General features: G+C 57.2%; 28 protein-coding genes and 1 tRNA gene. 23 read left to right on the plus strand and 6 right to left on the minus strand.

The window, feature by feature from the left end:
• Window positions 1-38: 38 nt before the first annotated feature.
• The 5 genes from ROLI_RS09915 to ROLI_RS09935 are packed head-to-tail and all read left to right on the plus strand — an operon-like array spanning window position 39 to window position 6,257.
• Window positions 39-1,247: a cyclopropane-fatty-acyl-phospholipid synthase family protein gene (locus ROLI_RS09915; RefSeq protein ID WP_187430777.1), complete on the plus strand. Its 1,209-nt coding sequence runs from the start codon at window positions 39-41 to the stop codon at window positions 1,245-1,247.
• A 33-nt stretch (window positions 1,248-1,280) separates the two neighbouring features.
• A complete protein-coding gene (locus ROLI_RS09920; RefSeq protein ID WP_187430776.1) occupies window positions 1,281-1,721 on the plus strand; it encodes a TrgA family protein in 441 nt (146 codons plus the stop codon).
• 17 nt (window positions 1,722-1,738) lie between these two features.
• Entirely contained in the window at window positions 1,739-2,845 is a 1,107-nt protein-coding gene (locus ROLI_RS09925) for an NUDIX domain-containing protein (protein WP_187430775.1), read from the plus strand.
• A gap of 53 nt (window positions 2,846-2,898) precedes the next feature.
• The gene (locus ROLI_RS09930; RefSeq protein WP_187430774.1) at window positions 2,899-3,936 is read left to right on the plus strand and encodes a cysteine synthase A; all 1,038 of its coding nucleotides are present in this window, start codon (window positions 2,899-2,901) and stop codon (window positions 3,934-3,936) included.
• The gene (locus tag ROLI_RS09935; protein WP_187430773.1) at window positions 3,933-6,257 is read left to right on the plus strand and encodes a DUF3772 domain-containing protein; all 2,325 of its coding nucleotides are present in this window, start codon (window positions 3,933-3,935) and stop codon (window positions 6,255-6,257) included. Before ROLI_RS09930 ends, ROLI_RS09935 begins: the two co-directional genes overlap by 4 nt.
• 1,060 nt (window positions 6,258-7,317) lie before the next feature.
• On the opposite strand, the gene ROLI_RS09940 is transcribed toward ROLI_RS09935, so the two are convergent.
• Window positions 7,318-7,407, minus strand: a tRNA-Ser gene (locus ROLI_RS09940).
• A gap of 160 nt (window positions 7,408-7,567) precedes the next feature.
• Between ROLI_RS09940 and ROLI_RS09945 the strand changes: the two genes are divergently transcribed.
• From ROLI_RS09945 to ROLI_RS09990, 10 genes are all read left to right on the plus strand, one after another.
• The gene (locus tag ROLI_RS09945) at window positions 7,568-8,407 is read left to right on the plus strand and encodes a DUF2059 domain-containing protein (RefSeq protein WP_187430772.1); all 840 of its coding nucleotides are present in this window, start codon (window positions 7,568-7,570) and stop codon (window positions 8,405-8,407) included.
• 3 nt (window positions 8,408-8,410) lie between these two features.
• On the plus strand, window positions 8,411-9,220 hold the full coding sequence (locus ROLI_RS09950) for a hypothetical protein (RefSeq protein WP_222869576.1): 810 nt from the start codon (window positions 8,411-8,413) through the stop codon (window positions 9,218-9,220).
• Between the two features lie 185 nt (window positions 9,221-9,405).
• A complete protein-coding gene (locus ROLI_RS09955; RefSeq protein WP_187430770.1) occupies window positions 9,406-10,053 on the plus strand; it encodes a 50S ribosomal protein L21 in 648 nt (215 codons plus the stop codon).
• 11 nt (window positions 10,054-10,064) lie between these two features.
• Complete coding sequence (gene rpmA, locus ROLI_RS09960) at window positions 10,065-10,334, plus strand: 50S ribosomal protein L27 (protein ID WP_013961812.1); 270 nt, start codon at window positions 10,065-10,067, stop codon at window positions 10,332-10,334.
• Window positions 10,335-10,425: 91 nt separating this feature from the next.
• Window positions 10,426-10,926, plus strand: coding sequence for a GNAT family N-acetyltransferase (locus ROLI_RS09965; RefSeq protein WP_187430769.1), 501 nt, complete (start codon window positions 10,426-10,428; stop codon window positions 10,924-10,926).
• Window positions 10,923-11,525, plus strand: a complete 603-nt coding sequence (locus ROLI_RS09970) for a LysE family translocator (RefSeq protein ID WP_187430768.1) — start codon at window positions 10,923-10,925, stop codon at window positions 11,523-11,525. The genes ROLI_RS09965 and ROLI_RS09970 overlap by 4 nt, the downstream gene beginning before the upstream one ends.
• A 2-nt stretch (window positions 11,526-11,527) precedes the next feature.
• A complete protein-coding gene (locus ROLI_RS09975; RefSeq protein ID WP_187430767.1) occupies window positions 11,528-12,064 on the plus strand; it encodes a GNAT family N-acetyltransferase in 537 nt (178 codons plus the stop codon).
• A 35-nt stretch (window positions 12,065-12,099) separates the two neighbouring features.
• Entirely contained in the window at window positions 12,100-13,134 is a 1,035-nt protein-coding gene (gene obgE / locus ROLI_RS09980; RefSeq protein ID WP_187430766.1) for a GTPase ObgE, read from the plus strand.
• Complete coding sequence (gene proB / locus ROLI_RS09985; protein ID WP_187430765.1) at window positions 13,122-14,228, plus strand: glutamate 5-kinase; 1,107 nt, start codon at window positions 13,122-13,124, stop codon at window positions 14,226-14,228. Before obgE ends, proB begins: the two co-directional genes overlap by 13 nt.
• Before the next feature lie 53 nt (window positions 14,229-14,281).
• Window positions 14,282-15,547 carry a glutamate-5-semialdehyde dehydrogenase gene (locus ROLI_RS09990; protein ID WP_187430764.1) on the plus strand — a complete coding sequence of 422 codons (1,266 nt, stop codon included), beginning with the start codon at window positions 14,282-14,284 and terminating at the stop codon, window positions 15,545-15,547.
• A gap of 90 nt (window positions 15,548-15,637) precedes the next feature.
• Here the strand turns inward: ROLI_RS09990 and ROLI_RS09995 are convergent, their stop codons facing one another.
• Window positions 15,638-16,234, minus strand: coding sequence for a histidine phosphotransferase family protein (locus tag ROLI_RS09995; protein ID WP_187430763.1), 597 nt, complete (start codon window positions 16,232-16,234; stop codon window positions 15,638-15,640).
• A 28-nt stretch (window positions 16,235-16,262) separates the two neighbouring features.
• Between ROLI_RS09995 and ROLI_RS10000 the strand changes: the two genes are divergently transcribed.
• The 3 genes from ROLI_RS10000 (at window position 16,263) to ROLI_RS10010 (ending at window position 18,165) form a co-directional block, all read left to right on the plus strand.
• Window positions 16,263-16,445: a DUF3553 domain-containing protein gene (locus ROLI_RS10000; protein ID WP_187430762.1), complete on the plus strand. Its 183-nt coding sequence runs from the start codon at window positions 16,263-16,265 to the stop codon at window positions 16,443-16,445.
• 128 nt (window positions 16,446-16,573) lie between these two features.
• A complete protein-coding gene (locus ROLI_RS10005; RefSeq protein WP_187430761.1) occupies window positions 16,574-17,338 on the plus strand; it encodes a GNAT family N-acetyltransferase in 765 nt (254 codons plus the stop codon).
• Complete coding sequence (locus tag ROLI_RS10010) at window positions 17,335-18,165, plus strand: 1-acyl-sn-glycerol-3-phosphate acyltransferase (protein WP_187430760.1); 831 nt, start codon at window positions 17,335-17,337, stop codon at window positions 18,163-18,165. Before ROLI_RS10005 ends, ROLI_RS10010 begins: the two co-directional genes overlap by 4 nt.
• Before the next feature lie 9 nt (window positions 18,166-18,174).
• Here ROLI_RS10010 and ROLI_RS10015 read toward each other — a convergent pair whose 3' ends face one another.
• Window positions 18,175-18,750, minus strand: a complete 576-nt coding sequence (locus ROLI_RS10015) for a PA14 domain-containing protein (RefSeq protein ID WP_187430759.1) — start codon at window positions 18,748-18,750, stop codon at window positions 18,175-18,177.
• Between the two features lie 294 nt (window positions 18,751-19,044).
• On the opposite strand from ROLI_RS10015, the gene rpsB reads away from it, so the two are divergent.
• Window positions 19,045-19,911 (plus strand): 30S ribosomal protein S2, encoded by an 867-nt coding sequence (gene rpsB / locus ROLI_RS10020; protein ID WP_187430758.1) that lies wholly within the window; start codon window positions 19,045-19,047, stop codon window positions 19,909-19,911.
• Window positions 19,912-20,010: 99 nt separating this feature from the next.
• Entirely contained in the window at window positions 20,011-20,886 is an 876-nt protein-coding gene (tsf, locus tag ROLI_RS10025; protein WP_187430757.1) for a translation elongation factor Ts, read from the plus strand.
• A gap of 129 nt (window positions 20,887-21,015) precedes the next feature.
• Here tsf and aroQ read toward each other — a convergent pair whose 3' ends face one another.
• The 3 genes from aroQ to ROLI_RS10040 all read right to left on the minus strand — a co-directional run bounded on the left by aroQ (window position 21,016) and on the right by ROLI_RS10040 (window position 22,437).
• Window positions 21,016-21,462, minus strand: coding sequence for a type II 3-dehydroquinate dehydratase (aroQ, locus tag ROLI_RS10030; RefSeq protein WP_187430756.1), 447 nt, complete (start codon window positions 21,460-21,462; stop codon window positions 21,016-21,018).
• On the minus strand, window positions 21,459-21,734 hold the full coding sequence (locus tag ROLI_RS10035; RefSeq protein WP_187430755.1) for a hypothetical protein: 276 nt from the start codon (window positions 21,732-21,734) through the stop codon (window positions 21,459-21,461). Before ROLI_RS10035 ends, aroQ begins: the two co-directional genes overlap by 4 nt.
• A 133-nt stretch (window positions 21,735-21,867) precedes the next feature.
• Entirely contained in the window at window positions 21,868-22,437 is a 570-nt protein-coding gene (locus ROLI_RS10040; protein ID WP_187430754.1) for a DUF882 domain-containing protein, read from the minus strand.
• A 301-nt stretch (window positions 22,438-22,738) separates the two neighbouring features.
• Here ROLI_RS10040 and ROLI_RS10045 point away from each other — a divergent pair, with 301 nt between their 5' ends.
• Genes ROLI_RS10045 through ROLI_RS10055 form a run of 3 tightly spaced genes read left to right on the plus strand, consistent with a single transcriptional unit; the run spans window position 22,739 to window position 25,776 of the window.
• Window positions 22,739-24,352: a murein L,D-transpeptidase gene (locus ROLI_RS10045; protein ID WP_405049012.1), complete on the plus strand. Its 1,614-nt coding sequence runs from the start codon at window positions 22,739-22,741 to the stop codon at window positions 24,350-24,352.
• Between the two features lie 33 nt (window positions 24,353-24,385).
• The gene (locus ROLI_RS10050; protein WP_187430753.1) at window positions 24,386-25,486 is read left to right on the plus strand and encodes a UDP-3-O-(3-hydroxymyristoyl)glucosamine N-acyltransferase; all 1,101 of its coding nucleotides are present in this window, start codon (window positions 24,386-24,388) and stop codon (window positions 25,484-25,486) included.
• 32 nt (window positions 25,487-25,518) lie between these two features.
• The gene (locus ROLI_RS10055) at window positions 25,519-25,776 is read left to right on the plus strand and encodes an acyl carrier protein (RefSeq protein WP_187430752.1); all 258 of its coding nucleotides are present in this window, start codon (window positions 25,519-25,521) and stop codon (window positions 25,774-25,776) included.

Consider the following 25,776-nt stretch of genomic DNA (forward strand, 5'->3'; position numbering starts at 1 on the left):
TGGGTAAACACCCGGTTCATACAGCAGACGGAAACCACATGACCCTGACCAGCACTGACGGCCAAAACGACCTGCCGCGTTATTTCACGCATGTGTTCGCCATGGCGCAGAAAATGAATAACGGGCGTGTGGATTTCGTCGTACCGGACGGGCGACGGTTTCGCGCGGAAGGGCAGAATCCGGGGCCGGTTGCCGAGATTGAAATCCACAATGGCGATCTGTTTGCCCGCCTGATCCGCGAGGGCGATCTTGGATTTTGTGACGGTTACCTCGATGGGTGGTGGTCAACACCTGATTTGCAGGCCTTCATGGACCTCGTGCACGCGGATAACGAAGACATCTATGATGGGTTCCCCGGCATGGCCATTTTGCGCAATTTTGAACGGTTCCGGTTCTGGCTGCAACGCAATCACAAGACGCAGGCGCGCAAGAACATCAGTTTTCATTACGATCTGGGCAATGAATTTTATGGTTTGTGGCTGGATGAGACGATGACCTATTCCTCCGCGATGTTCCGCAGCGGGCAGGAAAGTATGGAAAACGCCCAGATCGAGAAATACAAATCCATGGTGGATGAAATGGGGGCGCAACCGGGCGATCATATCCTTGAGATTGGTTGCGGCTGGGGCGGGTTTGCCGAATATGCCGCCAAGGAACGCGGCTTGCGGGTGACCGGCCTGACCATCTCTGAAGAGCAGATTAAGTATGCGCGAGACCGTATTGAAAACGCTGGACTTTCTGAAATGGTTGACTTCAAGTTGCAGGATTACCGCGACGAGACCGGTACCTATGATGGCATCGCCAGTATCGAGATGTTCGAGGCTGTGGGTGAAAAATACTGGCCGACATATTTCAATGTCGTAAGGGATCGTTTGAAGCCGGGCAAAAGTGCTACGCTCCAGATCATCACCGTCGCGGACCGGCGTTGGCATGTTTACCAGCGCGGTGTGGATTTCATCCAGAAGTACATTTTTCCGGGCGGCATGCTGCCAAGCCCCTCGGCGCTGCGTGATCAGGTCAAAAAGGCCGGGCTCAGCATCGAACGATCTGTCGAATTTGGCCACAGTTATTCCATAACTTTGCGCCGATGGCACGATACCTTCAATGCGAAATGGGATCAGGTGGCCAAACTCGGCTTTGACGAACGCTTTCGGCGGATGTGGAATTTCTACCTGACCTCCTGTGCATCGACGTTTGAAAGCTCGAACTGCGATGTGACGCAAATTACAATCAAGCGGCCCGGCTAAAGAGGGGCGCGCGCCCTCGAAAGGACCGATCCGATGCCCACCGCAGCCCGACTTGTCGCGGCGATCTGTATTTGCCTCGTTGCATTTATCGTGTCCCACCTGATCATGCCTTTGATGCCGGAAAGCACCGCATTTGGCATGTTCGCCTATGTGAACGCGGGCATTGGTCTCTGTGTCGGCTGGAGCGTCATGGGCAAGCGGGCAGGGGGCGGCAGTAGCGCCGCGCTCAACAACGGGTTCAGCGGCATTTTGATGCTGGTGCTATGGGGCCTGTTTTTACATTCCTGTTACCAGATGTTCGGTCGGGCCATGGCGAATTGGTATGACGGGGCGTTTGATGCGCTGCTAGCGGTGTTCAAATTCATGGCGGAATTTGCGCTGGTCATGGCCGACCCGCTGGTGATCATATCCCTGATTACGGGCGGTATTTTATCGGGTCTGGCCACCGAATACGCATGGCGCAGATGGCGTTGAGGCGCTAAAACGCGGATATGGATCCGCTGTTTTTATTTGGGACGATGCAACATCTCCCGCTGCTTGAGGCCGTGCTGGGGGAGGCCGCGCACATCCGGCTGACGTCGGCGGAACTGCGTGGATACCGTGTCGATGCCGCATGCGAAGGCCCCTTTCCAACGCTGACGCCGCAAGAGGATGCAATCGCTGTGGGGCTCTTGGCCGAGGGGCTGACCGGAGCTGATATTGCGCGGCTGGATTATTACGAAAACGCCTTCGAGTATAGCTTGCAACCCGTTGTGCTCACCGATCGGCGCGCCGCGCGCTGCTATATGGCGCGACCGGAGCGCTGGAAGGGCAACGGCATATGGTCGCTTGAGGATTGGGCCGCGGAATGGGGTGCCTTGAGCGTCATCGCGGCACATGAGGTCATGGGATACTTCGGGCAAAAGCCCCCCGAGGTGATTGCTGAGATGTTCCCGATGATCCGGGCGCGCGCCTGGTCGACCGTGAACGCGGCTGAGACCCGTGAAGGGGTGAATGGTTTTACGGGCAGGGTGGAGATTGCGCAGCGGCGCCGGGTTTACGCGCAGTATTTTGCGCTGGATGAATTTGATATCAGCCACGCACGCTTTGACGGCTCGATGACACCTGAACTGATGCGCGCGGTCTTCATCGCGGCGGATGCAGCGCATGTTCTGCCCTATGATCCCGTCCGGGACTGTGTATTGCTGGTGGAACAGATGCGCATGGGGCCACTGGCGCGCGGCGATGCCGCGCTGTGGCAGCTGGAGCCGATTGCGGGCCGCCTTGATCCTGGCGAGACGCCGCAGAACACGGTGCGCCGCGAAGCGCTTGAGGAAGCTGGCCTGACCATCGGGGCGCTGCATGCTGTCGCGCAAACCTATAGCTCGCCTGGAAATTCGACCGAATTCCACTACTCCTATGTTGGGATTGCGGATTTGGGTGAGGGGACCGCGGGGTTGGGCGGGCTCGAGTCTGAGGATGAGGACATCCGATCCCGCGTCATGGATTTCGAGGCGCTGCTGGCGCTTTGCGATGACCAGAAACTCGAAAACGCGCCGCTGGTTTTGATCACCTATTGGCTGGCACGACACCGGGATCGGTTGCGCGCTTCCTCTTGAGGTCGCGCCCCCGCAGGTCTAGGAGTTAAGGCATCACTTTGAAGGGGAATGCCATGCACGTTGCAAGCGATCTGGCCGCGGCCATTGGAAACACACCGCTGATCCGGCTGAAACAGGCCAGCGCGGCGACGGGCTGCGAGATTCTGGGCAAGGCGGAGTTCATGAACCCCGGTCAATCCGTCAAGGACCGCGCGGCGCTCTTCATCATCAAGGATGCGGTTGCCAGGGGTATGCTGAAACCCGGCGGCACCATTGTCGAGGGTACCGCGGGCAATACCGGCATCGGGTTGGCGCTGGTCGGGGCGTCCATGGGGTTCAAAACCGTGATCGTCATTCCCGAAACGCAAAGCCAGGAAAAGAAAGACATGCTGCGCCTTGCGGGGGCGGAATTGGTCCAGGTCCCGGCCGCGCCCTATCGTAATCCCAATAATTTCGTGCGCTATTCCGAACGCTTGGCAAATGAGCTGGCGCGCAGCACCAATGAAGGCGTGATCTGGGCCAATCAGTTTGACAATGTGGCCAACCGTCAGGCCCATATTGAGACGACCGGGCCTGAGATCTGGGAACAAACCGGTGGCAAGGTCGATGGGTTCATCTGTGCGGTGGGCTCGGGTGGCACATTGGCGGGCGTGTCGGAGGTGTTGAAGCCCAAGGGCGTCAAAATCGGATTGGCGGATCCGGATGGTGCATCGCTGCACAATCATTACACAACCGGTGAATTGGTGATGTCTGAAGGGTCATCCATCAATGAGGGCATCGGCCAGATCCGCATCACCAAAAACCTCGAAGGCTTCACGCCGGATTTCAGCTACAACATCCATGATGCTGAGGCCTTGCCCATCGTCTTTGATCTGCTGGAACACGAGGGCCTGTGCCTGGGTGGCTCCTCTGGTATCAATATCGCCGGGGCCATGCGCATGGCGCGCGACATGGGGCCGGGCCATACGATTGTGACGATCCTGTGCGATTACGGCACGCGCTATCAATCCAAATTGTTCAACCCCGAGTTCCTGCGCGAAAAAGGCCTGCCCACGCCCGGCTGGCTCACCAAGGCCCCGGCGAGCATCCCGGGGGTCTTTGAAGACGTATGAGCCGATTTCTCCATGCCTTTGCCATCGCGCTGATCTGGCTGTGCGCTGTTTTCACCGGAGGCGTTACAGCACAAAACGCACCGCAAGAGACCCCCGATTATAAGACATGGGAACAATTGGCCGACCTGACCGAAAAGGCCATCGACACCGGCGCAAGTACCAATGAGCAATTCGAAGTTCTGCGTCAGAGTGTTGTTAACTTCAGGGCGCGCTTTGCAACAGTACAAAGCGCCAATGAGCCGCGAATATCCGCATTAAAACGACAAATAGAGGCGTTGGGGCCGGTTCCGGAGGCCGGGGAGGAAGCCGCTGAAATCGCGACCCGCCGCGCCGAACTCGAAGGCCAGCTCCAGGAGCTTCAGGCCCCGGTTCAGGTCGCATTGGCCGCCTTTCAAAGAGCGGATGCGATTGTCGGTGAAATCGACAGTATCATCCGGGACCGTCAGACCAAACGTCTGCTGTCGCTCGGCGCGTCGCCCGTCAATCCATCCAACTGGCCGATAGCGCTCAAGGAACTCGAGCACACATTTAGCAATCTCAGTGCCGAAATTAGCCTCCACAAAGACCCTGAACGGCGACGGGTTTTGCGCGAAAACGCCCCCCTTGTCCTGTTCCTGCTGACGATATCGCTGATCTTCATCTTTCGCGGCCGTGCCTGGGCCGGTTTTGCGCTAAGCCGCCTGCGGGCCATGGGGGGGCGAGGGAGCGGGGTCTGGCGGTTCCTTGTTTCACTGTTTCGCATTATTATACCCCTGATCGGCGTGGCAATTTTTGCCCATGCGTTGCGGGTGACGGGGCTGGCGGGTGAACGCATCAACCTGATTCTTGATGCATTGCCGGTCTGGGCCGCGTTTCTGTTGGGGTTCCGGTGGTTGGCCGAACGGCTGTTTTCGCGCGATCCCGATGATGCTCTGATCCTGCTAACGCCTGAAAAACGCGCGCAGGCGCGGTTTTTATTGCTGCTTCTTTCCGTGTTCCTGGTGGTGCGCGGCATCATACGTCTGCTGCTTGAATTTGACAGCATGCAGCCCGAAGGCGAAGCGGTCCTGGCGTTTCCCATCATGGTTTTGATTGGTGTGACGCTGGCGTGCATCGGTCAGTTGATGCGGGGCTATGTGGCTTCCGACGGCACCGAAGAAGAGGACACCCCGCGCGGGACGTCAATGGTGCGCGCGATCAAAACGATGGGGACAGGGCTGATCGCCATTTCCGTCATCGCCCCCTTGATGGCGGCTGTGGGGTATAGCGAAGCGGGCAATGCGTTGCTGTATCCGGCGGTGAGTACGATGTTGGTGTTGGGGGGGGTGGCTGTTCTCAATCGCTTTGCGGCGGATGTTTACGGGCTGGTGACGGGTATGGGTGTTCAGGCCCGCGACGCCTTGTTTCCGATATTCGTCGGGTTTTTTCTACTGCTGGCGTCGCTGCCCATTCTGGCCCTCGCCTGGGGTGCAAGGGTCGCTGATCTGACCGAATTATGGTCGCGCTTTACGCTGGGTTTTGCCATTGGGGACACCCGTATTTCACCGGGTGATTTTCTGACGCTGGTGATCATTTTCGCCGTCGGTTACGGTCTGACACGGCTTTTGCAAAATACGCTGCGGGTGAGCGTTTTACCCAAAACCCAGATCGACATCGGCGGGCAGAACGCAATTGTGTCCGGGCTCGGTTACTTTGGTATTTTTCTTGCCGGGCTATTGGCGGTCACGGGTGCGGGGCTCGATCTTTCCTCGCTGGCGATCGTTGCAGGGGCCTTGTCGGTTGGGATCGGTTTCGGTCTGCAGACGGTTGTTTCCAATTTCGTTTCGGGCATCATCTTGCTGATCGAAAGGCCGATTTCGGAGGGAGATTGGATCGAAGTGGGCGGTCAGATGGGCTATGTAAGGGACATTTCCGTCCGCTCCACCCGCATCGAAACCTTTGACCGTACCGATGTGATTGTCCCCAATGCCGATCTCGTATCCGGCACGGTGACGAACTACACGCGCGGCAATAAAGTCGGGCGGTTGATCGTGTCGGTTGGTGTCGCCTATGGCACGGACACACGTCGCGTCGAAGCGATCCTCAAGGAGATCGTCGAGGAACAGCCGATGGTGTTGCGCAATCCGGCACCGATGATCCTGTTCAACAATTTCGGCGCGGATGCGCTGGAGTTTGAACTGCGCATGATCTTGCGGGATGTGAACTGGATCATGAACGTCAAGAACGACATCAATCATGCGATTGCCAAACGTTTTTCGGAGGAGAATATCGAAATCCCCTTCGCACAACGCGATGTCTGGCTTCGCAATGCCGAAGTGCTCAAGGATCCGGTTTCCCGCTGAAGCAAGATTACATCCGGGCAAGTAAGCCGCTCCCAACCAAAGCGACATAGGATGCATGCCCGGTTTCCGTGCATATTAAGCGCAACGTGGATTGTTCTTGCATGAGGCGACATCTTCGGCGCTTTGATGATATGTTCGTGCCGTCTAGGTCTTGTCATTTCACCAACGCCTCTGCGCCGTTGTGCGCGGCTGCGTTTCTGGGCGCAGGCTCAAACCCTTGTCAGTGCTTTTTCTTTTGAGCCCGTGAGGATACGTTTTCAATAGCTTCTCTTGCGTGTCGAAAGTCAGATTTAACATCCGGTTGAGCGCCCGATGTTTTTTTTGCGGGAAGAGAGCCTTCCACGTCTTAAAGCTGGATTATTTGAGGGGCAAGATGTCCAGGTTGGATCATCGATTCATAGACCTCGGTATCCGCGCCGCAGCGACGGCTCGCGTCCAGATAGCGCGCATACGCGGTGACATTAATGGCTCTTGGAAACGGTTGTCCGCGTCTGGCGAATGGAAAAATTACACCAATGCTTATCAACAAGCGGTTGTCGCAAAGAACAGTGTCCGTGATGCGATGCAATTGGCGAAGCCGGTGGGCAGTTTTTATCCGGATGGTTATGTCGTGTTCACTAACCCAATCCCAGAAGGATCAGAGATAATTGCGCCATGTAGACTTCTAGATACCGTGACAGCTTAGTCGCAGGGTCCTTTGCGTGTTCAGTTGGTGGCAACATTCGTTGACCCAAGAATGGGTCTTTTAGGGATGGATCGGCTTGCACCTGCTCTGGTGTAAGGAAGTTGAAAACGGTCTTTTGAGGCTGCTGCTCCAGCGCAAGGATTGCGCATCAAGCTCCGTGTAAATCTTCGCTGCCAGTTGATGAGATCGTATCTCAGCCTGTAGTTTTGTCGGCTTGGTCACCACAACATACCATTTATTCCCTTTTGAAGGGATCTTGACCAACTTGGCAGGGTGATAGTTAGTTCCCAATTTAGTACCCGTTCTAGTGTCTTAGGCTGCTGTATGCCCTTGATTTACTAGTATATTAGGGTTTCGAGGTCGATCACGAACTAATGGCGGAGAGACAGGGATTCGAACCCTGGGAACCCGTGAAGGCTCAACGGTTTTCGAGACCGCCCCGTTCGACCACTCCGGCACCTCTCCGCGGGGGTCTTGTGGTCGTGCGTTTAGTCGCCTTTTTGGACTCTGGCAAGGGGGGATTGCCCAAAGACCGGATCACATGGGAAAATTCATTGCCCCTTGACGTTATGCGCCTACACTTCCACCTAAGGATGTATAGGCAATGTCAACGCAGGAGACAGATATGACCGCATTGATCCGAAATTGCGCGTTTTTTCTTATGGCAGCCGCGATTGGGTTCACGCTGACGAGCCCCGCGCGTGCGACGGACCTGGATCGGCTCGAAGCCTTTATGGAGGTGACAGGGTTTGACGTCGCTTTGGACAGCATCCGGCTGTCTGCCGAAACCGCACCCAATATGATTGGCATTGAGGCGGAGGATTTTGGTTCCGAGTGGACCCGTCTGGTAGAAGATGTGTTTGACACGGAACAAATGCATGACATGGCGATTGATATCCTGTCTCAGACGCTTGACGACGATATTTTGAACCATGCGGTCGAGTTTTATGCGTCAGATCTGGGGCAGCGGCTGGTAGTCGTTGAAAATGCGTCTCACCTCAAGGAAGACGATGCGCTGAAAACCGAAAGCGGTGAGGCGATTGTTGCGGGGCTGGTGGATATTGGATCGCCGCGTCTGGAAGAGCTCAAGCGCATGAATAGCGCCATTGGCTCGGAAGATGCCTCGATCCGTGCCATTCAGGAGGTCCAGGTGCGGTTTTTGATGGCCGCCGCCTCGGCCGGAATCATTGATCTGCGGATGGATGAAGAGGATTTGCGCGAGAGCCTCAAGACGCAGGAGCCGGAAATCCGCCTCAATATGCAACGTTCTGCCCTGTCAGGATCGGCCTATACCTATCAGGCGTTCTCGGATGCGGAAATTTCGGCCTATGCCGATGCGCTGGAAAACCCCAAGATGCAGCAAGTTTATGAACTTATGAACGCCGTTCAATTCGAGATCATGGCGAACCGCTATGAAGCTGTGGCGCAACGCCTGCAAGCCTTGCGACCCAGTCAAGACCTCTAGCCCATGCGCGCGTTTGCCCTGTCTTGTGTGATGTGCTTTTGCGCAATGTCCGCTTGGGCGGATGCGCGTGTGACTGTTCTGATGGATGCGCTGCGTTTGTCCGATCTGGCGCAGATCATTCAAGAAGAGGGGCTTGCAGACGCCGCGCAGATCAACGCTGACATGCTGGCGGGGCAGGGCGGGACTTTTTGGGAAGGGCAGGTGGCGGCATTATATGATCCGACTGTGATGTTGGATGGCTTTCACCAGGCCCTGCTTGCACGCCTGCAAGGGGATAGGCTGCAAACCACTGTGACTTTTTTCGATAGTGTGCGTGGACAAAAGATTGTTGCGCTGGAAATTGCAGCCCGTGAGGCGATGGTCGACACGGCGGTGCAGGACGCAGCTTCCGAGGCCTTTGCCGCGTTGCAAGCGCACCAGGACCCTTATGTCGATTTTGCCACACAGCTCCTAAAGGTCAATGACCTGCTGGAATTCAACGTGGCCGTCACGATGAGCACGAGCTACCAGTTTTATCGCGGGTTGTCGGATGGCGGGTTTTTACGCCAATCGGAGGCCGAAATTCTGAGCGATGTCTGGGCCTCTGAGGCGGATGTGCGCAGGGAAGCGCAAACATGGTTACATGCATATTTTCTGCTGGCCTATCAGCCGCTTGATCCGAGCGACCGGCAAGCCTATCTCGCATTCCTTCAAAGCCCGGCAGGACAAGCGCTGAACAATGCCCTTTTTGCTGGTTTTGAGGGTTTGTTCAAGGATATCGCCTATGGTCTTGGCCGCGCGGTCGCCCTCAACGCGGTAGGCAATGATATCTGATCGGATCGTCCTTGACATGTGCCGGCAGATGGTGCATTCGGCGCTCTCTTAATCAGGGTTCGGTGCGCCGGGCCTTGGTGTTATTTAATCACTACTCTGAGAAGAGTGCGCAGTTCGAGGTGGCCGAGAGGCCAAAAACACCCGAAGACGGGGACCACAGAACGCGGTTAGGCAAAGGAAATGCTATGTTTGCGGTCCTCAAGACCGGCGGCAAGCAGTACAAGGTTCACGCGGGCGACACGCTGCGCGTTGAAAAATTGGCTGCTGATGCAGGTGAAACTGTTCAATTCAACGATATTTTGATGTTGGGAGGCGAGACCACTGTTGTTGGCGCGCCCTTCGTGAGTGACGCCGGTGTTCAGGCCGAAGTCGTCGATCAGATCAAAGGCGAAAAAGTTATCAACTTCGTCAAGCGCCGTCGGAAGCACTCTTCCAAGCGCACCAAGGGTCATCGCCAAAAGCTGACCCTGATCAAGATCACGGATATTTTGGCGTCTGGTGCTGATAAATCCGGCGTTAAGGCCGCGATGGGTGCAGGCTCGGTGTCGAGCAAGGCAGTGGAAGCAGCCGCCCCCAAAAAAGCAGCGCCAAAGAAAGCTGCGCCTAAGGCGGAGGCCCCAGCGGCGGCTGCCGGCGCGGATGATTTGAAGAAGCTGTCCGGCGTGGGTCCAGCCCTTGAGAAAAAGCTGATCGAAGGCGGCGTAACGTCCTTTGCGCAAATCGCAGCATGGACCGAGGCGGATGTTGCTGCTATCGACGAGAAACTGTCATTCAAAGGTCGGATCGAGCGTGAAGGCTGGATCGCACAGGCCGCTGAACTGGCTAAAGGCTAAGGAGAGACCAAATGGCACATAAAAAAGCAGGTGGTTCATCCCGGAACGGGCGCGACTCAGCAGGTCGTCGTCTGGGCGTGAAAAAATACGGTGGCGAAGCCGTCATCCCCGGCAATATCATCGTGCGTCAGCGCGGTACGAAGTTCTGGCCGGCGGCTGGTGTCGGCATGGGCAAAGATCACACGATCTTTGCAACTGTTGATGGCTCCGTGACCTTCCACAAGGGTCTCAAGAACCGTACGTTTATTTCGGTTCTCCCGGTGGCGGAGGCCGCTGAATAAGCCCTTCCTCAAGGACTTGAAAAACAGGGGATCGGCGATTATTGCCGGTCCCTTTTACTTTTTTGCCATACTGAATTGTTAGGCATGCACGATGTCAAAGAGCATCCAGACAGACAGGCTTGTGTTGCGTCGGTTTCGGCGTGCGGATGCTTTGGGCATCACAAAGTTATTGGGGAATCTGTCTGTATCGCGCTGGTTGACGCGTGTCCCGCACCCCTATTTTGAACATGATGCGCAACAATTTATCGACCGCCATTGCGATAAGGACAGGGCTCTGGCGATCACCCTGTCTGATGAGATCGTGGGCTGTTGTGCCATTGGCAATGAGCTTGGGTATTGGATCGGGCAACCCTTTTGGGGACGTGGTTATGTCAGCGAAGCCACGTTTGCGATGGTCACGCGGTATTTTCATTTCGCTCAGACAGACTTGAAATCAAGCTATATTCTGGGCAATTCGGGCTCCGCCAAGGTGCTGCGCAAGCTTGGTTTTGCTCCCACAACACATGATGAGGCGGTCTGCGCGTCGCTGGGTCGTCTGGTGACGTTGCAGAGGATGTCGCTCTCTCAAGAAAGATGGGAAGCGCGGGCATGAGTGTTGCCATCGCCTCTTTCGCGGTTTTTGCGGCCTCACAGGTCGGCACGCCGGGTCCCGCCAATATGGCGCTGATGGCCACCGGTGCGCGCTATGGTTTCAAGGCGGCCTTACCGTTTGTGGCTGGGGTCGCCCTTGGCAAGCAACTTGTCATCTGGCCCGTTGGTTTTGGCCTGATGGAATTGGCGGACCGCGCGCCTTGGGTCTTTGAAACGCTCAAATATATCTCCGCCGCCTATATCATCTGGCTGGCGTGGAAGGTGGCGAATATGCGCTTGTCCTCGGTGCGGGGCGCGGATCAGGCCCCCGGCTTTGTCGCCGGGCTGATCGTGCATCCGCTCAACCCAAAGGCCTGGGCGATGATCGTGGGCGGCTTTACGGCCTTTGTGGGCCCTGGCACCTCGACACTTGAGGCCACGGCGAGCATCGCCGCTGTTTTGCTGGCCTGCCAGATCATCTTGCATCCGCTCTGGACCCTCGCAGGTGACAGAATCGCACGCACGCTGGCGGGAACGCCATTTGAACCTTATCTAATGTGGACACTGGCGGCGCTGACTGTCGCTTCGGTCCTTTTCGTACTGTTCGGAGGAGGGACATGACGATGGAAATGAAGAAAATCACGATACAGCCCGTTGTGGAAATGGAACGCTTTGATCTGCGCCCTCTGCGCAAGTCCGACCAGGGGCTGATTGAACTCTATGCCAGCGATGAACGCGTGGCGCGTATGACCACCTCGATCCCGCACCCCGTTCCGCCGGGCATGACCGAGGCATTGATCGAGCGCGCGCTTGCGGATGTCCGGTTCGAGGATATCTGGGCGATGGATGGGACAAAATCGGGTGCTTCCGAAGTCATGGGGCTGATTTCGCTGGAACGGATGGACCGCGAGCAGACCGAAGTGGGGTATTGGGTCGGACCGCCCTATTGGAACACGGGCCTGGCATCAGATGCGGTACAGGCGCTGGTCACGGCCAATCCGTTGAAGAACGCCGCGATGTTTGCGAGTGTTTTTCAGGATAATCCGGCCTCGGCGCGGGTATTGACGCACTGCGGGTTTCAGTATCTCGGGGATGCGGAAAGCTATTGTGTTGCGCGTGATACCACCGTACCCACCTGGACTTATCTGCGAAAACTGTGATTGAGGGCGGCGCGTCCTCAGGCTAGGAAGCCCTCATGAAATTTCTTGATCTGTGCAAAGTATATATCCGCTCCGGGGCTGGCGGCGGGGGCTGTGTCAGCTTCCGGCGCGAGAAATATATCGAATACGGCGGGCCGGACGGCGGTGATGGCGGTACGGGCGGCTCGGTTTGGGCGGAAGTCGTCGAAGGCCTCAACACGCTGATTGATTTCCGCTACCAGCAGCATTTCTTTGCCAAAAACGGCATCCCCGGCATGGGGCGTCAACGCACCGGTGCGGATGGCGATGACATCATCCTGCGCGTGCCAGTGGGCACTGAAATCCTTGATGAGGATCAGGAAACGGTGATTGCCGATCTGACCGAAGTGGGCCAGCGCGTGGAACTGGCGCGCGGTGGCAATGGCGGTTTTGGCAATCTGCACTTCAAATCCGCCACCAATCAGGCACCGCGGCGCGCCAATCCCGGACAGGACGGCGTGGAACGCACGCTTTGGCTGCGGTTGAAATTGATTGCGGATGTGGGCTTGTTGGGGCTACCCAATGCGGGCAAATCTACCTTTCTGGCCGCCACCTCCAATGCCCGTCCCAAGATCGCCGATTACCCGTTTACCACTTTGCATCCCAATCTGGGCGTGGTCGGTGTGGATAATACAGAATTCGTCGTTGCGGATATTCCGGGCCTGATTGAAGGGGCCTCGGAGGGGCGCGGTCTGGGGGATTTATTCCTGGGTCATGTGGAACGCTGCGCGGTGCTGTTGCATCTGATGGATGGCACATCCGAAACGGTGGCGCAGGACTACCAAACCATTATCACCGAGCTGGAGGCTTACGGCGGTAAACTGGCCGAAAAGCCGCGCATTACCGTGCTGAACAAGATCGACGCTCTGGATGAAGAGGAGCGCGAGGCGACGCGCAAGGCATTAGAAGATGCCGTCGGCGGTCCCGTGATGATGATGTCGGGCGTTGCACGCGAAGGTGTGACGGAGGTGCTGCGCGCCCTGCGCGGGCAGATCGACGATGATCGGTTGCGCCATAAACCCGCCGAGGAGGAAGTGCCTTGGCATCCCTGATATCCGCCCGGCGCGTGGTCGTCAAAATCGGCTCGGCCTTGCTGGTGGATCGCGGGAGCGGTCATCTGCGCCAGGATTGGCTGACCTCGCTGGCGCAGGATATATTCTGGCTGAAATCATACGGGATTTCCGTGGTTCTGGTCTCTTCGGGCTCCATCGCTCTGGGGCGGGGTGTGCTGAAACTGCCCGCGCATGATCTGGCGCTGGAACAATCTCAGGCCGCCGCCGCCGTGGGTCAAATCCGGCTCGCGCGCGCCTATGAAGAAGTCCTTGCCCCGCATGGCATCACCACGGCGCAGGTTCTGGTAACACTTGAGGATAGCGCCAACCGGCGGCGTTATCTCAACAGCCGCGCGACGCTGGAGCAGCTTTTGTCGTTGGGTGTTGTGCCGATCGTGAATGAAAACGATACCGTGGCCACGGATGAAATTCGCTTTGGTGACAATGATCGACTGGCGGCGCAAATCGCGGTGACTGTGGGCGCGGATCAGTTGATCCTGCTGTCGGATGTAGACGGGTTTTACTCCGCCAATCCCACCGAGGATTCCACCGCCACGCGTTTTGAGGTCATCGACAAGATCACCAGCGAGATCGAAGCGATGGCAGGGGATGCCGGGTCGGGTCTGTCCAAGGGCGGCATGAAGACCAAGCTGATGGCGGCAAAGACGGCAACGGCTGCGGGTTGTGCGATGGCAATTACCGAAGGTTCCCCGCATAACCCACTGAAATACCTTGAAAATGGCGCGGCGGCGACATGGTTTACCGCCGATACCGACCCTCAGCTTGCGCGTAAACGCTGGATCGCGGCGATGAAACCGCGCGGTGTCCTGACGCTGGACGCGGGGGCTGTGGCGGCCTTGATGTCAGGCAAGAGCCTCTTGCCCGCCGGTATCGCTGCCATATCGGGCAGTTTTGGACGCGGCGATTCGGTCGCGATTGCCGATGCATCGGGCCATGTCTTGGGCCATGGGTTGAGCCGCTACACAGCGCAGGAAGCTCGTATAATCAAAGGTCGAAAATCGCAGGAGATCGAAGCTTTGCTTGGTTATCCGGGGCGCGCAGCTTTGATCCACCGCGATGATATGGCACTTTAGGGCTGAAAAATTGATCTGACGTGTGTTCAGATGAACCAGAAGGATGACGCAGGATGAAGGACTTGGACAGCATTCCCGACCTCATGGCGGACATCGGCGCGCGTGCGAAATCCGCCGCCGCCGTCTTGGGGTTTGCCAATGCGGCAGATAAGAAAGCCGCCTTGCGCGCGGCGGCAGAGCACATCTGGAACAGACGCGCCGACATTCTGGAGGCCAACGCAAAGGACCTCGCCTTTGGCCGTGACAAGGGGCTGTCGGATGCGATGATGGACCGTCTGGCGCTGGATGAAGACCGTTTGCGCGGCGTCATCGATGGGCTGCGCGCGGTGGCACAGCAGGCCGATCCGGTGGGCGAGGTGATCGCGGAATGGACACAGCCCACAGGCCTTCACATCCAACGCGTGCGCACGCCCCTCGGGGTTGTGGGTGTCATCTATGAAAGCCGCCCCAATGTGACGGTGGATGCGGGCGCGCTATGTTTGAAGGCCGGAAATGCCGTGATCCTGCGTGGCGGCTCGGAGAGCTTTCACTCCTCCGCTGCCCTGCATGGCTGCCTGGTGCAAGGCTTGCGCGATGCGGGTCTTCCCGAAGACGCCATTCAACTGGTGCCCACGCGGGATCGCGCCGCCGTGTCGCAAATGCTGACCATGACCGACACCATCGACGTCATCGTACCGCGCGGCGGCAAAGGGTTGGTGGGCCTGGTCCAACGCGAAGCGCGCGTCCCGGTCTTTGCACATCTGGAGGGGATCGTGCACATCTATATTGACGCCGAGGCCGACCCTGAAACGGTTCTTAAGGTTGTGTTAAACGCCAAGACGCGACGCACCGGCATTTGCGGCTCTGCAGAATGTCTGTTGATCCACAAGGACATCGCTCTGACAATCGGGCGAGGGGTGATCCGCGCGTTGATTGACGCAGGGGTCGAAGTGCGCGCCGATGAAACGCTGGCGACGATTGAGGGTACGGTGCCTGCGCAGGCCAGCGACTGGGGACAGGAATACCTTGATATGATCATTGCCGCCCGCGTGGTGGAGGATCTGGAGGCGGGGATGGCGCATATCCGCACCCATGGCTCAAACCATACCGACTGTATCCTGACCGAAAATATTCAAACCGCCCGGCGCTTTATGACGGAGTTGGACTCCGCGATCCTGATGCATAATGCTTCGACTCAATTTGCTGATGGCGGGGAGTTCGGCATGGGCGCTGAAATTGGCATCGCCACGGGTAAGATGCATGCCCGTGGGCCGGTGGGTGCGACGCAATTGACCAGCTTTAAATATCTGGTGACGGGGCAGGGGAGCGTGCGCACCTGAGGTGTTTGTCGGAAAACCTGATACATGACCTGACCCCTAACGCGTTGATCTCCATGGTGTCGGACAGCGTGCGGTATTCCCAAAGGCGCGCTAAAAGCTCAGCTTCACTTCCGTGTCGCGCAGTTCAACGGAGACGGCGCGTTTCTCATCCGCCGCAATCGTTGGCAGCAGGGCGAATTGCACATGTGCCGGGCGCAGGTCATCAGGCGGGTTTTTGTTGTCGAGCGACGCCCAGAGATCAGCGTCCAAATTGAGCTTGTCCGCACGCCCGTGCAGCAGCCAATAGGTGCCGTCATGACTGATTTCCACGCGACCGCCATAGGGCATCGCGGCCTCAAGGCACTGAAGTGCCAGAAAAGCCAGCCTTACCCCGGTGCGCGGTTGCGGGTCCAGCGGCCCCCAGGCGACATCAAGGCGCCCACCCTGCATCATATCGTCAAGGATGGAGGTCACCTCGGCGCGCCCCATCATCTGCTCACCCGCCGCCCCAAAGGCGATCCGAAAAAACCGGATGCGCGCACTGGCATTGCCAACGCTTTCCTGAATGAGATCAAGTTCGGGGCCCGCGGTGCCGCCCGCCATCCCCAAAAGCTCCAACCCATTGTTGATTGCGCCAATCGGCGATATGAGGTCATGGCAGATGCGGCTGCCGATCAATGCGGCTAGGTTGATGTCACTGTGGCCCAATTAATGTCTCCTGCTGGAAAAGGACGCCATGGAAGATTTGAACGCGATTTTATCACCCGGAATGTTCGTCAAACACCCTGATTTTCCAGATTGGGGCACAGGACAAGTCCAAAGTAACGTAAATGCGCGTGTTACGGTGAATTTTCGTGACCATGGTAAGGTCTGCATAGATAGCACTCGTATCGTTCTGGTCCCGATCTTTGATGTTTAACGAATTGCAGGGCGATACTAGCGTGCACGCTTGCATTGTAAACCCAATAAGACTTTCACGCCTAGATGGTGTTGGAAAGGAACCATGATGGGCCGCGATTTGACCATGCATAAACGGGTGTCACCTTGATGGATGAAAAACCACCTTCGGCGTTTTCTGTCAAGATTGCGCAAACCGAGGCTGAACGCCAGGCCGCACAGCGGCTTCGATACCGTGTTTTCGTCCAGGAACTCGGCGGCGGCGGTGATATGGTTGATCATCTGGGGGGGCTGGAAGTCGACCGCTTCGACGCGCATGCGGATCACCTGCTCCTGAGCGACACCGCCAGCCAGGAGGTCGTCGGCGTTTATCGGTTGATGCGTAGCGATCAGGCGCGCGCCGCGGGCCAATTCTATTCCGCGGATGAATATGATCTTTCGGTGCTGTTGAACTCGGGGCGCAACCTGTTGGAATTGGGCCGGTCCTGTTTGCACCCTGACTATCGGGGCGGCATGGCCATGTATCATTTGTGGAACGCTTTGGCGGATTATATTGCACAACACGACATTCATGTTCTCTTCGGTGTGGCGAGCTTCCACGGTACCGATATTGCCAAGCTCGCAGCGCCCTTATCCGTGCTGCACCATCGTTATCTGGCCCCACAAGATTTGCGAGTCAAAACCCTGCCCGATGCCTTTCAGTCTATGGATATCATCCCATCGGCCGATCTGGAGGTGCGCGCGGCGATGCGTGCGGTTCCGGCGTTGATCAAAGCCTATCTGCGTCTGGGCGGTTTTGTCGGCGAGGGGGCCTATATCGATCACGCATTCAATACCACCGATGTCTGTCTGATCCTGGATACAGCGCGTATGAACGAACGTCAGGCGCGGCTATATCGGGGCGCGTCCGGATGAGCATCACCTGGCAAGGCGGTGCGCCGCCACCGGCTTCGAAAATCACGTGGTCGGGGTGGATTTTGGTGGCGCTGCGAGGCCCGGCCTTGGCGTTTCTCCTATTTGGCGGTTTTTTGGTTTTGCTGGCATTGCGTCTCTTCGAACGCCCGCTCTTCGGGCAGGCGCGCCCCGTAACGCCCTTCATCACCGTTTTTGTCTGTCGCATGGCGCTGTGCATTATCGGGTTGCGGATGCAAAGGGTGGGGCAAGCGATGCAAGCACCCGGTGCGATCGTGGCTAATCATGCCAGCTGGCTGGATATCTTCGTACTGAACGCAGGCCAGCCAGTTTATTTCGTGTCTAAATCCGAGGTCGCGCGGTGGCCGGGGATCGGATGGCTTGCCCGAGCAACAGGGACCGTTTTCATTGAACGATCGCGCAGCAAGGCCAGCGTTCAATCCGATGTTTTGCGCGGCAGACTTGCGGCCGGCCACAGTCTGCTTTTCTTTCCCGAAGGCACCAGCAGCGATGGGCTACAGGTTTTGCGCTTCAAAAGCGCGTTGTTTGACGCATTGTTTAAAAACACCCTGCGCGATTCCCAGTATGTTCAGCCGGTGAGCGTCACCTATGACGCGCCGCCCGGCTCAGATCCGCGGTTTTACGGCTGGTGGGGAGATATGGACCTTGGCCCACATCTGCTCAAAGTGCTCGCGACGCGCAGGGGCGGATACGTCCGTGTGATCTACGCCACACCCCTCAAAATCAGCGCATTTGAGGATCGCAAATCACTGGCAATGGCCTGCGAGACAGAGGTGCGATCAGCGCATGGCGCGCGCGGGGCGCGGTAATCAACCGGCTCAATGAAAAAAAGCGCTGTCGGGTACCTGTTCGAGACCATCGCTATCGGGACCCCATTCCATCAGCAGACACGCGCTCCCCTTGCGCTGGAAATAGATCGCATCGAGCGTGTAATACCCCGCCTGGGGCACGGTGACCTCCTGTTCGCCCACGTAACCACAGGCATGAACCCCATCATAAAGCCCAACCTCTTGCTCCCCGATCACGATTTTCAAACCGTCATTGGACAGGAATTCCAAAACATAGCTGCCGGACGCAGGAAACTTGATGTATCCGGAAATGGCGGCCGCAATTTTCTCCGAATGCTCGGTGGTGAGGACATTTTCACCGTCTTTCGTGTCCTCATAAGACAGCCCCCTGAGCGGCGTGCCGGGCTTTCCCTTTTTCAGCACCCGAGCGGCATCCACCAGGGAGCGACCATGATTGCGAAGCGCGTAGTTGACCGCCAATCCGGGCGTGAGGTTGCCCGCGCTGGGTTGCGGGTTCGCCGGGGTGAGGGTCAGGGGGGCGGACATCGCCGCGCTTGGCAGCAGCAGCGCGACTGCGACGCAGGCGGATTTCAAAGTCGTATTCATGGGGTCTCCCGGTGTTTTTGTTTTTGGCTATCGCGCTCTCTGCGAAACGCTATGGCGTAACGTAAAGCCCGAAGTCGCCGGGAGACAAGCGTTCCGATCGATTTTGTAGTCACTTCTTGCGTGAAACGCGGCGTTATGGGCTTGCGGGTGTGCTGTGGCTGGCCTATAGCGCAGGCATTGAAACCCACAGGCGGGGTTTGGGCTTGTGCAGGGAGACATCCTGTCAAGTCCGCCGGTTGGCACCCAAACGGTGTCATGCCCCCGCCGAGGATAAAACCGGAAAGGTATATCGACATGGCTCTTCCAGAGTTCACCATGCGCCAATTGCTTGAAGCAGGCGTACACTTCGGCCACCAGACGCAGCGTTGGAACCCTCGTATGGGTCCGTTCATTTACGGCGCGCGCAATGGCATCCACATCATGGACCTCACACAGACCGTTCCAATGTTGGATCAGGCGTTGCAGGCCATTCGTGACACCGTCGCCAAAGGCGGCAGCATCCTGTTTGTGGGCACCAAGCGTCAGGCACAACAGCCCATCGCCGATGCCGCAGAAAAATGCGCACAATATTACATGAACCACCGTTGGTTGGGGGGCACGCTGACCAACTGGCAGACGGTTTCCAAATCCATCAACCGCTTGAAAAATATCGACGAGCAATCCGAGAACGGTTTTGCGGGCCTGACCAAGAAAGAGCGTCTTGGCATGGAGCGCGATCAGGGCAAATTGCAGGCCTCCTTGGGCGGTATCCGCGAAATGGGCGGTCGTCCTGACCTGATTTTTGTGATCGACGTGAAAAAAGAAGCGCTGGCGATTGCTGAAGCCAACAAGCTGGGCATTCCGGTTGTGGCCGTGGTCGATACGAATTGTCCGCCCGATGGCATCGATTATATCATTCCAGGCAATGACGATGCGGCGCGTGCCATCACGCTTTATTGCGATCTGGCAGCGCGTGCAGCGCTTGACGGGATGAGCGCACAATTGGGCGCAGCCGGTGTGGACATCGGCGCCATGGAAGAAGCCCCCGAAGAGGAGGCCGTTTCTGAGGGCGTAGAAGTCGGCAGTGCGTCAATTGAGACAGTTTCGAACGATGCAATGGCCAAAGAAGCCCCGCTCGATATCGAATCCAAACAAGAGACAGTTGCCAAAGCCGAAGGCTGAGGCCGGTCACGGCTTTGACGTATGGGGCAGGGGTAACCTGCCCCAACCCTAGTATTCCAGCGCGCCTTGCGCTCTATGATTCCCAAAGGAGAGCCTCAGATGGCAGTTACAGCATCTATGGTCAAAGAACTGCGCGACACCACCGGTGCGGGCATGATGGACGCGAAAAAAGCGTTGACGGAAAATGATGGCGATATGGAAGCGGCGATCGATTGGCTGCGCACCAAAGGTCTGGCCAAAGCGGCCAAGAAATCCGGCCGCACGGCAGCAGAAGGTCTGGTCGCGGTCAAGGTCGAGGGCGGTCACGGCGTTGCCGTGGAAGTGAACTCAGAGACGGACTTTGTGGGCAAAAACGCCGACTTCCAGAAAATGGTGGCAGGCATTGCTGATGTTGCGCTGACGGTTGGTGACGTTGACGCGCTCAAAGCTTCCGATATGAACGGCAAAACCGTTGAGCAGACCGTGACCGATGCGGTTGCGGTCATCGGCGAAAACATGTCGGTGCGCCGGATGTCGACCATTGATGGCGATGTCGTCGTGTCTTATTTGCATAACGCTGCGGCACCTGGAATGGGCAAAATTGGCGTGCTGGTCGCAATGACCGGTGGCGATGAAGTCTTCGGCAAACAGGTCGCGATGCATATCGCCGCGGTGAATCCTGCGTCCCTGTCTGAGGCGGATCTGGACCCAGAGGTCGTCGAGAAAGAGAAACAGGTCCAGATGGATATTGCGCGAGAAAGCGGCAAGCCAGAGCAGGTCATCGAAAAGATGATTGTGGGTCGCATGAAAAAATACATGTCTGAGGTCACATTGCTCAATCAATCCTTCGTCGTGAACCCGGACCTCACGGTCGGTGACGCCGCCAAAGAAGCCGGCGCAACGATTTCCGGTTTTGTTCGCCTCGAAGTGGGTGAGGGCATCGAAGTGATCAAGGAAGACTTTGCCGCAGAAGTTGCCAAGGCTGTCAAAGGCTGATCATGACCTGACTGTCATTGACGTAAAGGGCGCAGAGATGCGCCCTTTTTTGTGCATGGTTTCGCGAATAAACGGATGAAATTCTTCGTTTGTGCCGGCCCTGCTCAAGGTTGGGCCGCCGTGACAGTTTTACGTTTTCTGATCCGAAACATGCGCCAACATCGCATCAAGTGCCATGATGTACCCACGCGCGCCAAAGCCACAGATTATTCCAATCGCCACCTTTGCGATGTAGGAGACATGACGAAAATCTTCGCGCGCATGCACGTTGCTGAGGTGCAATTCGATGGCCGGTAAATCGACCGATGCGATGGCATCCATGAGCGCAATGGAGCTATGGGTATAAGCCCCGGCATTCAGGACAATTCCATCATGAACCCCACGCGCTGCGTGAATTTGATCAATCAGATGACCTTCGTGGTTAGATTGTCCAAACGCGACCCCGCACCCCGTATCAGCGGCCCAACCTGCGCAGAGCTTCTCGATATCCGCGAGGGTCGTCGTACCATAAACCTCAGGTTGCCGCGTTCCGAGCAAGTTCAGGTTTGGTCCGTTGAGAACAAGAATAGAGGTCATAGGTCGCTCACTTTCACTGAGTTAGCTTCCATAGACCGATGGTAGGACAGCTGTCCAGAGCCGTGCCCGCCAATTTCTTGGGGTGCCAAAAACGGGGTCCGCAAATTTAATGTACCGATTGTACGGATCGGTACCGCATTGACGCTTTTTTGGTGGTGAACTTGGGCTGCATAAGAAGCAAAGCGGGCGTCGGATGTTGCAAAAGCATCCAAACTGTCAAAGCCAACCCAAAAATTTCCCTGTTCGTTTTGAGGGAAAGCAATCAGGCGCATAAGAAAAGTCAAAACGCATGATATCCGAGGACATATTGAGATCCGCGAAAAACACACCGCCACTCTTGAGGTCACGGACGCTCAGACCAAAAAATGCTCCGGAACAGACGCCACCTATCCAGTAGTCTGCTTTTTAGCGACCCCAGGTGCGGACGACACCGCAATCCATATGCACAAAATTTGACCGGGAGTATTTACCAACTCCGCCGCCCTTGCAGGCCTGCGCGGCCCGTGCGACCTGCGACACAGAACGGCTGGCAAGGCGCAAATCCGCAGCCTGACCTTTCACGTGAAGGGAGTTTTTTGCAACGCCCCGGCTGCGGCTTCGCAGCATTGCATTTGTCTGTGGGCTGCGATAGCCAGACAGCAACATGTAGGGCTCGCTCGCATCCAGAAGGTTATGTGCCGCCGACATGATATCGATCGTGCGCAAGTCCATGGACTTAACACCGTCGGTCCGCCAGTCTCGCATGAAGTGATTGATTTCCCTCACAGCTTCGGGGACATACTTCCCTTCGATCCAGTAAATCATGTCAATGCGTTCACCGGTTCTGCCGGAATACATCCGGATCCGCCGAATGTCGCCACCCCCGCGCAAGAAGCCTGCCGCGTTCGAGAGAGTTGGTGCTGCCGTTAGTGCCGTCGCCGCAAATGCACCCAAAAGTGCACGGCGGGACATACTCGTTGAGCTGTCAATCGTCATTTGGTTTTCGCCCCGTAATCTGCCTTTGCTCGTGATGTTACACGAGGGTGTCATCTCTTCCCCAGACGCAACATGGTTATTTCATACCGGCGATTGTTAACCAAGTCCTGAAAATGGACGAGGTTAATTAGGCGCAATTTTAGGCAAAATATCGCCAATGGGACGTATTGCGCCATCATGCGGGTTGGGCCGATGCGTGGTTGCATCAATCCGGGCTTTCTTTGCGTCACAGTCAAAATGTTATTGGACAGGCGCATTTGGGCAGGCCAAAACCGTTGGAAGATTTAAAAATGGGGTCTTCATGTTGGTTTTTGGTGTGCACAATCGGTTGCGTTTTGAAATGCTCGCGGCGGCGGTGTTTTTCCTGTCTTGTCTGATCGCAGCGCCCGCCGTGGGAGCGCAGGATGTTGCGTTCAAACAGGCGGTGGCAGAAGCCGCAGCGCGCGATCAGGATATTGCGGCCTTCTACCAGGCCAATGCATATGACGGGATTTGGACCGGAAGTGGGCGCGACCGAGCCCGGCGTGCGGCTTTGATTGAGGCGCTGGATGCGGCATCGACCCACGGGTTGCCTGCCGCACGCTATGACTTGCCCGGCTTGCAGGCCAAAATGAAAGCCGCACGCAGCGCGCGCGACCTTGGTCTTGTCGAGGTCGAAATGTCGCGTGTGTTTTTGAAATATGCGCGTGACATCCAGACCGGCGTGCTGGTGCCGGGACGTGTGGATGATGCAATTGTCCGCCAGGTGCCCTATCGTGACCGCGGGTCCTATTTGGTGAATTTCGTGAAGTCCTCTCCAAAGGGTTTCTTTCGCGCATTGGCCCCGACAACCCCCGAATACGCTGGTTTGATGAAAGAGAAGCTGCGCCTTGAAGGGGTCTTGGCGCAGGGCGGATGGGGTCAGACGGCACCGTCGCAAACCCTTAAACCGGGCGCAACGGGCGCGGCGGTCGTAGCATTGCGCGACCGATTGGTGCGCATGGGGTATATGAAACGCAATCCCGGTCAGACCTATGACGCTACGATGACGGCGGCGGTGCAGCGCTTTCAGCGCGATCACGGATTGGCGCAGGACGGTGTTGCCGGACCTGGCACGCTGCGCGAGGTGAATACATCGATGCAGGCGCGATTGCAGTCCGTGATTGTGGCGATGGAGCGCGAACGCTGGCTCAACCAGGAGCGCGGCGCGCGCCACATTGAGGTCAACCTGACGGATTTTTCGGCCAAGATTATCGACAATGGCAAGGTGACATTCCAGACGCGTTCGGTCATCGGGCATCGCGAAGCGGCGCGTCAATCGCCGGAGTTTTCGGATGTTATGGAATTCATGGTGATCAATCCAAGCTGGTACGTGCCGCGCTCCATTGTGACCAAGGAGTACCTGCCGGAGTTGCAAAAGGACCCCAACGCGGTGAATCACATTGAGATCACCGACCGGCAGGGCCGCCAGATTGACCGTGCCGCCGTTGATTTCACCCAATTCACCGCGCGCACCTTCCCCTTTGCCATGCGCCAGCCGCCCAGCCGCGGAAATGCGCTGGGTCTGGTGAAATTCATGTTCCCCAACCGGCATAATATTTATCTGCATGACACACCGGCCAAGAGCCTGTTTGCACGTGAAACCCGCGCCTATAGCCACGGGTGTATCCGTCTGGCGGACCCCTTTGATTTCGCCTATGCGCTGCTGGCCAAACAAACCAACGACCCGGAAGGGTTGTTTCAGGCCAAGCTGGCAACCGGTAAGGAGCAGCAGGTGAACCTCAAAGAGCCGGTGCCGGTGCATATCATCTACCGCACGGCTTTTGTGGACCCCAAGGGCAAGGTCGAGTTCCGCCGCGACGTCTATGGCCGGGACGGGCGGATTTGGGACGCTCTGTCCAAAGCAGGGGTGGTCTTGCAGGCGGTTCAAGGGTAACTCTTCACGCGAAACAGCGTGAGGGCCATTGCTATGGCAGGGACGAGCTTTACCGTCGCAGATATTGCCGCATCGCTTGAGGCGGATGCCTTTGGGGATCTGTCGCTACGCATCATGCGGGTATGCGAGCCAAAAGACGCAGGGCGCGACGATCTGGCGATTGCGACCAATAAGAGCTACGCCGAGGATTTGAGCGCGGGGCAGGCGCGCGCAGCACTCTTGTGGCAAGGGGCTGATTGGGAAGCACTTGGCCTGAAGGCGGCGATCATTCCCAGACGCCCACGCTATGCGATGTCCTCGCTGACGCAACTGATGGACGCGGGGCAGGGGTTTGGCACCGGCATCCATCCCAGTGCCGTGATCGACCCAAGCGCCAGCATTGCGGAGGGCGTTACGATCGGACCCCTCACCGTCATCGCAGCCGGAGCGCAGATCGGCGCAGGCAGCGTGATCGGCCCGCAGTGTTTTATCGGCTGGAACGCCCATATCGGCAAAAACGCCTCTCTGCGCGAAGCGGTGTCAATTGGCGCGCGCGTGACCATCGGCGCGGGTTTCATCGCACAGCCCGGTGCGCGGATTGGCGGGGATGGGTTCTCCTTTACCACACCCGACGCATCCGGCGTCGAGGCCGCGCGTGAAACCCTTGGCGATCAAAAAGACACCACCGCGCAATCCTGGCGACGTATCCATTCGCTGGGCGCGGTCACCATCGGCGATGACGTTGAGGTGGGGGCAAATGCCACCATCGATTATGGCACCATTCGGGATACGAAAATCGGGGATCGCACCAAAATCGACAACCTCGTGCACATCGGCCATAATTGCATCATTGGCGATGACTGCCTGATCTGCGGCCAGGTCGGGATCGCCGGGTCGGTCAATGTCGGCAATAACGTCGTGCTTGGGGGCCAGGTCGGCGTCAGCGACAACATATTCATCGGCGACGGTGTCATCGCGGGCGGTGCGAGCAAGATCTTCTCTAACGTGCCTGCGGGGCGCACTATTCTGGGCTCACCGGCGACCAAGATGGAAACTCAGATGGAGAGTTACAAGGCAATGCGGCGCCTGCCACGAATGATGCGCGATGTCGCAGCCTTGAAAAGGGTGGTTTTCAAAACCGGTTCGGATGACTAAATCGCCATCATGTGAATAAAGGGGCGGGACAGATGAGCATCAAAGACAAAGTGATCGCCATTATCGCCGAACAAGCGGTACTGGAACCGTCCGACGTCACACTGGACTCCACATTGGAAGATCTGGGGATCGACAGTATGGGTTTGGTGGAGAGCATCTTCGCGATAGAGGAGGCATTCGACATCACCATCCCGTTTAATGCGAATGCGCCGACGGAGTCCGATTTCGATATTTCCAGCGTCGCCACGATTATCGCTGGAATTGAACGCCTGCAAAAAGAACACCGGTGA

The organism is Roseobacter fucihabitans (genome assembly GCF_014337925.2).
Taxonomy (GTDB): Bacteria; Pseudomonadota; Alphaproteobacteria; order Rhodobacterales; family Rhodobacteraceae; genus Roseobacter; species Roseobacter fucihabitans.

Excerpts from the sequence above, each read along its gene's own strand:
- aroQ (WP_187430756.1), bottom strand. The coding sequence starts at position 21,462 with ATGACCTCTATTCTTGTTCTCAACGGACCAAACCTGAACTTGCTCGGA.
- ROLI_RS09925 (WP_187430775.1), top strand. The coding sequence starts at position 1,739 with ATGGATCCGCTGTTTTTATTTGGGACGATGCAACATCTCCCGCTGCTT.
- ROLI_RS10035 (WP_187430755.1), bottom strand. The coding sequence starts at position 21,734 with ATGCGCCTGATTGCTTTCCCTCAAAACGAACAGGGAAATTTTTGGGTT.
- ROLI_RS09915 (WP_187430777.1), top strand. The coding sequence starts at position 39 with ATGACCCTGACCAGCACTGACGGCCAAAACGACCTGCCGCGTTATTTC.
- obgE (WP_187430766.1), top strand. The coding sequence starts at position 12,100 with ATGAAATTTCTTGATCTGTGCAAAGTATATATCCGCTCCGGGGCTGGC.
- ROLI_RS09955 (WP_187430770.1), top strand. The coding sequence starts at position 9,406 with ATGTTTGCGGTCCTCAAGACCGGCGGCAAGCAGTACAAGGTTCACGCG.
- ROLI_RS09965 (WP_187430769.1), top strand. The coding sequence starts at position 10,426 with ATGTCAAAGAGCATCCAGACAGACAGGCTTGTGTTGCGTCGGTTTCGG.
- ROLI_RS10040 (WP_187430754.1), bottom strand. The coding sequence starts at position 22,437 with ATGACGATTGACAGCTCAACGAGTATGTCCCGCCGTGCACTTTTGGGT.
- rpsB (WP_187430758.1), top strand. The coding sequence starts at position 19,045 with ATGGCTCTTCCAGAGTTCACCATGCGCCAATTGCTTGAAGCAGGCGTA.
- ROLI_RS09930 (WP_187430774.1), top strand. The coding sequence starts at position 2,899 with ATGCACGTTGCAAGCGATCTGGCCGCGGCCATTGGAAACACACCGCTG.
- ROLI_RS09970 (WP_187430768.1), top strand. The coding sequence starts at position 10,923 with ATGAGTGTTGCCATCGCCTCTTTCGCGGTTTTTGCGGCCTCACAGGTC.
- ROLI_RS10000 (WP_187430762.1), top strand. The coding sequence starts at position 16,263 with ATGGAAGATTTGAACGCGATTTTATCACCCGGAATGTTCGTCAAACAC.
- ROLI_RS09920 (WP_187430776.1), top strand. The coding sequence starts at position 1,281 with ATGCCCACCGCAGCCCGACTTGTCGCGGCGATCTGTATTTGCCTCGTT.
- rpmA (WP_013961812.1), top strand. The coding sequence starts at position 10,065 with ATGGCACATAAAAAAGCAGGTGGTTCATCCCGGAACGGGCGCGACTCA.
- ROLI_RS09935 (WP_187430773.1), top strand. The coding sequence starts at position 3,933 with ATGAGCCGATTTCTCCATGCCTTTGCCATCGCGCTGATCTGGCTGTGC.
- ROLI_RS10045 (WP_405049012.1), top strand. The coding sequence starts at position 22,739 with ATGTTGGTTTTTGGTGTGCACAATCGGTTGCGTTTTGAAATGCTCGCG.
- ROLI_RS10010 (WP_187430760.1), top strand. The coding sequence starts at position 17,335 with ATGAGCATCACCTGGCAAGGCGGTGCGCCGCCACCGGCTTCGAAAATC.
- ROLI_RS09945 (WP_187430772.1), top strand. The coding sequence starts at position 7,568 with ATGACCGCATTGATCCGAAATTGCGCGTTTTTTCTTATGGCAGCCGCG.
- tsf (WP_187430757.1), top strand. The coding sequence starts at position 20,011 with ATGGCAGTTACAGCATCTATGGTCAAAGAACTGCGCGACACCACCGGT.
- ROLI_RS10050 (WP_187430753.1), top strand. The coding sequence starts at position 24,386 with ATGGCAGGGACGAGCTTTACCGTCGCAGATATTGCCGCATCGCTTGAG.
- ROLI_RS10015 (WP_187430759.1), bottom strand. The coding sequence starts at position 18,750 with ATGAATACGACTTTGAAATCCGCCTGCGTCGCAGTCGCGCTGCTGCTG.
- ROLI_RS10005 (WP_187430761.1), top strand. The coding sequence starts at position 16,574 with ATGGATGAAAAACCACCTTCGGCGTTTTCTGTCAAGATTGCGCAAACC.
- ROLI_RS09950 (WP_222869576.1), top strand. The coding sequence starts at position 8,411 with ATGCGCGCGTTTGCCCTGTCTTGTGTGATGTGCTTTTGCGCAATGTCC.
- ROLI_RS09990 (WP_187430764.1), top strand. The coding sequence starts at position 14,282 with ATGAAGGACTTGGACAGCATTCCCGACCTCATGGCGGACATCGGCGCG.
- ROLI_RS10055 (WP_187430752.1), top strand. The coding sequence starts at position 25,519 with ATGAGCATCAAAGACAAAGTGATCGCCATTATCGCCGAACAAGCGGTA.
- ROLI_RS09975 (WP_187430767.1), top strand. The coding sequence starts at position 11,528 with ATGGAAATGAAGAAAATCACGATACAGCCCGTTGTGGAAATGGAACGC.